Source organism: Aquiflexum sp. (assembly GCF_977115555.1).
Genome location: NZ_CDSBKL010000216.1, coordinates 1 through 6,991, shown reverse-complemented (window position 1 = coordinate 6,991; position 6,991 = coordinate 1). Strand labels below are relative to the sequence as shown.

6 protein-coding genes are annotated in these 6,991 nt (G+C 38.3%); 5 read left to right on the top strand and 1 reads right to left on the bottom strand.

Going from position 1 to position 6,991, the window contains the following annotated elements:
• The first annotated feature begins 202 nt into the window (after positions 1 to 202).
• Positions 203 to 613, top strand: coding sequence for a hypothetical protein (locus ACZFYI_RS13040; protein WP_462524567.1), 411 nt, complete (start codon positions 203 to 205; stop codon positions 611 to 613).
• Positions 614 to 788: 175 nt separating this feature from the next.
• Positions 789 to 1,361, top strand: coding sequence for a hypothetical protein (locus ACZFYI_RS13035; protein ID WP_462524566.1), 573 nt, complete (start codon positions 789 to 791; stop codon positions 1,359 to 1,361).
• A gap of 115 nt (positions 1,362 to 1,476) precedes the next feature.
• Here the strand turns inward: ACZFYI_RS13035 and ACZFYI_RS13030 are convergent, their stop codons facing one another.
• On the bottom strand, positions 1,477 to 2,505 hold the full coding sequence (locus ACZFYI_RS13030; RefSeq protein WP_462524565.1) for an alpha/beta hydrolase: 1,029 nt from the start codon (positions 2,503 to 2,505) through the stop codon (positions 1,477 to 1,479).
• Between the two features lie 150 nt (positions 2,506 to 2,655).
• Between ACZFYI_RS13030 and ACZFYI_RS13025 the strand changes: the two genes are divergently transcribed.
• The 3 genes from ACZFYI_RS13025 to ACZFYI_RS13015 all read left to right on the top strand — a co-directional run bounded on the left by ACZFYI_RS13025 (position 2,656) and on the right by ACZFYI_RS13015 (position 6,792).
• Entirely contained in the window at positions 2,656 to 4,302 is a 1,647-nt protein-coding gene (locus tag ACZFYI_RS13025) for a M28 family metallopeptidase (protein WP_462524564.1), read from the top strand.
• A 119-nt stretch (positions 4,303 to 4,421) separates the two neighbouring features.
• The gene (locus ACZFYI_RS13020; RefSeq protein WP_462524563.1) at positions 4,422 to 5,102 is read left to right on the top strand and encodes a TetR/AcrR family transcriptional regulator; all 681 of its coding nucleotides are present in this window, start codon (positions 4,422 to 4,424) and stop codon (positions 5,100 to 5,102) included.
• Complete coding sequence (locus ACZFYI_RS13015; RefSeq protein WP_462524562.1) at positions 5,092 to 6,792, top strand: peptidase domain-containing ABC transporter; 1,701 nt, start codon at positions 5,092 to 5,094, stop codon at positions 6,790 to 6,792. Before ACZFYI_RS13020 ends, ACZFYI_RS13015 begins: the two co-directional genes overlap by 11 nt.
• Positions 6,793 to 6,991 lie beyond the last annotated feature (199 nt).

The following is a 6,991-nucleotide window of genomic DNA, read 5'->3' as shown; positions in this document are numbered from 1 at the left end:
CATTGACGGGAAAACATACTGCCAGTCGATTGCCATTGCGATCTATGCTGCAAAACTGGCGAAAATTCACCCAACAGATCCTTTGCAAGAGGTTCGAAGTCGGAGAAGGATTTTTTTTTTGAAAAGGGTAAAAAATTTATTTGAAACACTCTTTTTTTTGACATTACTTCTAATTAAGTTTGATACAAATTTATAATGTTATATGAAGATTATTTATTGTTTTTTCGTTGTATTATTTGCAGCTCAGTTTCAATTAAATGCCCAAAATGAAACAGCAACTGTTTATTTGTTGAGGCCACCCGGTCCCGATGGCGGGGTACCTTATTTTACATACTTGGATGATGAATTATTGTGTAAGGTTGGCAATGGTAGATTTTCAGTCCATCAGGTAAATGCAGGTGATCATCAAATCCATGCCCAGTACCGAGGTAAGATTTCTTCATCTCCCGAAGTGAGGCTTCCGTTAAATCTTGAGCCAGGTAAAACTTATTATGTTATGATTGTAGTTTTCACAAATAACTTTTCAGGAGGAGGCCACTTTTGTGTGGAACTAAGTGAGACTAGCGCAAAAAAAATGCTTGGTTTATTAGAAGAAAATAAAAAATGCCTTTGAGGCAATTCCCATCCCAACCAAATCACCCAATCTGACTTCATTATTCGCTTTATTCTATCGGGCAATAGACCCATTTTCTATATCAAAAGTGTGTATAACAATAACTTGTGTCCTGACAATCAACCCCCAAAACCAAATTTAAATTAACTCAATTCCTCAATAACAGCAGTAATTTATGAAAAGAACAATTTTAGTTTTATTCTTATTGACGGGCGGTTTATACAATTATGTTGCTGCCCAAAATACAACACCTTTAAGATTTTTAATTGAAGGAGGATTGGCATTGGGCGGGGACGACGTCGCTACTGTCAATTTCACCAACGGGCAATCTCAGAGAGTAAATGCAGGTCAGGGAATCTCATTGGGGGTTGGGGCTGAATACGCTATTCCAAGCCTTGAGAGTATCAGACTGAGATCTTCTGTAGGGATCAAATATGTGACCACAGCAGCAGACAATGCCCATATAAGACTCACCAGAATTCCAATTAATGTGAGCGGAAATTATGTTTTCAATGATACTTGGAGACTTGGTTTGGGGATGTCATTTCATACCAATATAAAATTCAATGCGGGTGGTATCGGTGATAATTTTACTCTTGGAAATGCTTCAGGCCCATTCATTGAATTTGCTTACAAATGGGTAGGTCTTACTTACACCATCATGAATTATGAAGATGCATTTGGTGAAACATATAATGCCAATTCAATCGGTATTACATTCTCTGGAGTTTTACCTAAGAGGAACTGATAAAATTCATCCCTTAACCTTCATAGATTTTTGATTTGGTCTTTTGAAAAAACAACCCATCAAGCATAAAAAAACCTGTGATTTCACAGGTTTTTTGCTTTATAGAGGAATTTGCTTAATTCTCTTCAAGAATCAATTCTTTTGCCGGTACTGGAATACCTGCAACCTCTTCCAAAAATCTTTCTGTTTCTCTCAAGACTCCTTCCCAATCTTTCGAAGTAATGCTGGAAGCTATGACATGGTCTCCTGATTCAGGAAAGGCTACTTTCATTTTTTTGTCTACAGGTGTCTGTACCTGATCAAACATTTCCAACATTTTTGGAACGGAGACTACTTTGTCTTGCTCTTCTTCATTTTTGTAGAAATACCCCAAAAACAAAGGCTGCTTGATTTTTTGGAAAGTTTCAGGATTCATAGTACTCCTGATCAAAATCCCGAGGCTGCGATAACTGTTCAAATGGTATTCCCTAGACCAATATTTGGCTTTTTCACCTTCTCGGTTGTTGATGATGGTTCCGTTTTCATATTGGAATTTCTCTGCCAAGTAAGATAACCAAGGTTTAAAAAAGATTTCCAAAGCATCTCCATATTCTTTGACACAGGGAGAATAAAGAACCAAAGCCTTCATATCGGGTCTTTCAGAAGCCAGTACCAATGACAATGCACCACCCATAGAGGTCCCCACAATGATGACTGAGTCTCCAAGACTTTTCCCAACCATAAATGCCTCTCTGGCTTCATCTACCAACTTTTGTGCAGTCAGGTGTCTGAATCCATCCGGTCTGCTGATTCCATGTTCGGGTAGTCTGACTAGATATAAATTGGCTCCAAAATGCGCTGCTAGTTCACGATGAACAGGATTTCCTTCCATATTACTTGCCCCAAATCCGTGAATGTAGACAATCGAATAGGGCGTTTTGCTCTTATTGATGCTGTCAGCCCAGACTATCTTGGCTTCATTGCCTGGTTTTAATCCTATGACGGTGTCACTTTTTGCTTGGATAAATGCCTGAAGTTCCCCCATCCTTGTTGGAACTGTAGGATATTCTCCTGATAGGTCTTCCACTTTGGATTTTGGACCTAGCATGTAGACTATGGCAAGGATAATCGCAAATCCGAGTAAAAACTGTAAAATTTTTTTCATGGGTGCACCTATTTGAATATTCCATAAAGCTAAAACCTTGTAGGCATTTAACCAATCTCTAGGATGGAATTCAAAAGCTTTCTGAGTTGAATTTAAATATCAATGTTTGATTGGGGTATTTTTGTTAGTTTTGGATATGACCAATGAAAAATGAAAAAAATCAATCTATTGCTTGTTTCCATTATGCTTCTTGCATGGACTATCTCTTGTCAATCACCACAAGAAGTACCCTATAAGATTCCAAAAGAAGACGTAGAGCCTCATATTTTCAATTTGGCCTCGGATGATTTTATGGGAAGAAAGCCTTTTACAGAAGGAGAAACCAAAACCGTCCAATACCTGGAACAGGCCTATAAAGATCTTGGTGTAGAGCCCGGAAACGGAGAGAGTTACTTTCAGGAAGTACCTATGGTCTCTATTTTGTCCAAACCTCAGCCTACTATGACTATCAAATCCAAAGACAATTCGATTGAATTGAGGGGTCTGGAGGATTATGTCATCTGGACACAGCGTACGGATTCTTTATTGACGGTTGACAATGTTGAACTTGTTTTTGCAGGATATGGAATCGTGGCACCTGAGTACGGATGGAATGACTACAAGAATATAAATGTAGAAGGAAAGATTGTGGTGCTTTTAGTCAACGATCCCGGTTTTGGTACGGATGATGTTTCTTTATTCAAAGGAAATACCATGACTTACTATGGCCGATGGACATACAAAATGGAAGAAGCTGCCAAACAAGGAGCTTTGGGAACTTTGATCATACATGATACCGGACCAGCCGGATATGGCTTCAACGTCATTCAAAATAATTGGAACACTTCAAGACTTTCTTTGGATATCCGTAACAATCCGACTTATCAGGCAATGTTTGAAGGATGGATTACTTTGCCTATCGCAGGTCAGTTGTTTTCTTTGGCGGGACTTGATGAGGCTGAGCTAGTTGAAAAAGCCAAGAAATCAGATTTTCAGGCAGTTCCTTTGAACTTGACAGCAAGTACTTCCTTGGAAGTATCTGCCAAATATGATGTTTCTAAAAACGTCATTGCCAAAATCACCGGAAGCAAATATCCTGATGAATATATAATCTACACAGCACATTGGGACCATTTGGGAATTGGAGCACCGGATCAAACAGGTGACAGTATTTATAATGGCGCGTGGGACAATGCAAGCGGTACGGCCTCCCTCTTAGGCATGGCAAAAGCTTTTAAAGAAGATGCAAAACCCGAAAGGTCTGTGGTGTTTTTGACCGTGACAGCCGAGGAACAGGGATTGCTTGGTTCCGCTTATTATTCCAAAAATCCGGTTTACCCAAAAGAAAAGACTGTGGCCAATATCAATCTTGATGGAATGAATCCTTATGGCAAAATGAAAGATGTGGCACTCATCGGTATGGGGCAATCTGAATTGGAGGATATTCTAAACGTAGAGCTGGAAAAAGTAGGAAGATACAGTACCCCGGAATCCATCCCCTCCGCAGGCTGGTATTACAGGTCAGACCATTTCAATTTTGCAAAAATCGGTATTCCTGCCCTTTACATTGGCATAGGTGTGGATCATGTGGAAAAAGGAATTCCATATGGAAAACAGCTCGAAGCAAAATACAACTCCGAAGTCTACCACAAGCCGGGAGACAATTATGATCCTGCAAATTGGGATTATGATGCCATGTTGGGAGATGTACAGTTACTCTATGAAGTAGGTAAGAAATTATCCAACAGTACCGCTTGGCCAGGTTGGAAAGAGGGTTCTGAGTTCAAAGCTGTAAGAGATTCTTACATGAAAAGGTAACTTGAATGAACCAAACCAAAAAAAGCAGGTTTTCTTTCTGTTAGTAATACAAACTTTTTTTTAGTATTTTAAACCATTTGTGAGAGTTACACGTTTTTTGATTGTTGTCATTACCTCAAATGGAAAACATTCTAAAAAAAACAAGGGTTGAAATCAATCCGGATATCTACCTCAAGGACCCTTTCAGTTCGGACTTGGGAAAAGACATAATTTTAAAAAGTGTTTCAATAATGCATGAATTGGGATTTGAACAATTCACATTTAAGAAACTTTCTCTGAGCATTGATTGTACCGAGTCTGCTATTTACCGTTACTTTGAAAACAAGCATAAATTGCTTTTGTTCTTAAATTCTTGGTATTGGGGATATTTGGAGCAAAATTTTGTTTTTGGGACAGCAAACCTTTCTGATCCATTCCAAAAGCTTGAAATTGCCATCAGAATATTGGTAAACGGTCCCATTTTTACCCAAAATGATTTTATTGATCCTATCTCTCTGAGAGATTTGCTTACAGATGAAGCCAACAAAGCTTTTATGACCAAGGAGGTCGATGAAGAATATCAAAAAGGTTTTTTTAACCATTTCAACAAATTGAGCGAAAGAATTGCCGATATTATTTTGGAAATCAATCCTGAATTTGAATTCCCAAAAACCTTGGTATCTACAGTAATGGAATCAAGCCTGATTCAATCTTATTATTCTAAGCATCTGCCTGGTTTGACTGAGCAAGTTCCCGGAGATACAAGAAGGATTGATTTTTTCAATAACTTAGTTTTCAAAACCATACAAAATGAAAATTGATTACGCTCTTACTCCTTTAAAAAGGTTCTTTAAACTCCTCAATGAAGAAAAGAAAGAGGTTTATTCCATCTACTTTTATTCCATATTGAACGGTGCGGTTTCTTTGATTTATCCTTTGGGGATCCAAGCCATTGTCAATTTTGTTTTGGGAGGAAGGGTCAGCACTGCTTGGCTAATTATGGTTTTGGTAGTTGCTCTGGGGATTGCATTTGGAGGTTTTCTCCAGATTTCCCAATTATATCTTACTGAAAAATTAGAGCAGCGGATATTTACCAAAACAGGTTTTGCATTTGCATATCGTCTGCCAAGACTCAAAATGGACGAATTACATGGGCAATATCCCCCTGAGCTTGTAAATAGGTTTTTTGATGCCGTAAATCTTCAAAAAGGGATGTCGAAGATCCTTATCGACTTCTCGTTTTCGATGGTACAGATTTTCTTCGGGATGATTCTCTTGGCTTTGTATAATGTGTTTTTTCTGATTTTCAGTTTGATCTTGATTTCCCTGGTGGTTTTGATTTTCTATTTCACCAGTCCAAAGGGGATGGAAACCAACCTTAAAGTCTCTACGCTTAAATACAAAACAGCTTATTGGCTGGAAGAAATAGGCAGGACATTGGGCACATTCAAATTGGCCGGTAATTCTAATCTGCCTTTTTATACAATTGATAAGTTGTTGACAGCTTATGTAGAATTCAGAAACAAACACTTTGCTGTTTTGGTGTTCCAATACAAAGTCATGATTGCTTTCAAAGCCTTGATTGTGACGACATTGTTGATCGTGGGCAGTCTTTTGCTGATTGACAATCAGATCAGTATTGGTCAGTTTGTGGCTGCGGAGGTGATTATCATTTTGATCGTGAGTTCTGTCGAAAAACTGATCTTATCTCTTGATGTGGTATATGATACTTTGACTGCTACCGAAAAGATCGGTCAAATCATGGACATGCCAATAGAAAGACAGGAGGGAACAGAGAAGTCATTGACTACCAATAATGAAAGTCTCCAATTTGAGGTCAGAAACCTTAGCTTTAAATCCAAAGACGCTTCTTTTGAAATCATAGATAACCTGAATTTTGACCTTAATACAGGAGAAAAAGTAATCTTGACCGGAAAAAGCGGTAGTGGCAAAAGTACCCTCATGTACCTTATTTCAGGACTGTTTTCTGATTATCGGGGTAGGATAATCATCAATGGACTTCCTATCGATACTATGAATCTTGACCGGCTTAGGAGTTATATTGGAGATAGTCTTTCACATCAATCCATTTTCCACAGTTCCATCTATGAAAATATTACCTTGAAAAAGAAGGTGGATGATACCCAGGTAAAGGAAATTTTGGAAATGGTAGGGCTCAAGGATTTTATTTATAAACTGCCTGAAGATTGGGATACCGTATTGATGCCTGAAGGTCAGGGATTGAGCAAATCCATTATTAGCAGGATTGTATTGGCAAGGTGCTTGGTAGGCCATCCAAAGGCATTGCTATTGGAAGATATGATTTCTTATTTTGAACCGAAGGAGAAAGAAAGGATTGTGGAATATATCCTAAATGGGCCATGGACAGTCATGATGATTTCCGAAGATATCGAAACGATTAAGAAGTTTCCTCGAGTGATCCAATTGGATCGAGGTAAGGTTTTATTTGATGGTAGCAGCGAGGTATTTGCAAAATCCAATGAAATTTAATTTAAAGAGCGATGTTAGGAATTTCTAAAAATAAAATTTCAGAGAATGTGTCTTTTGAAGATTTCAAGAGCATAGGAATGACCATCCCAAAGGATGAAAGCAGGAAGAGAATCCAGATTCTTCTTTGGACTTTGATTGGGATGTTTCTTTTTCTGTTTTTGCCATGGACACAAAATATTACAACAAAAGGGTTTGTAAC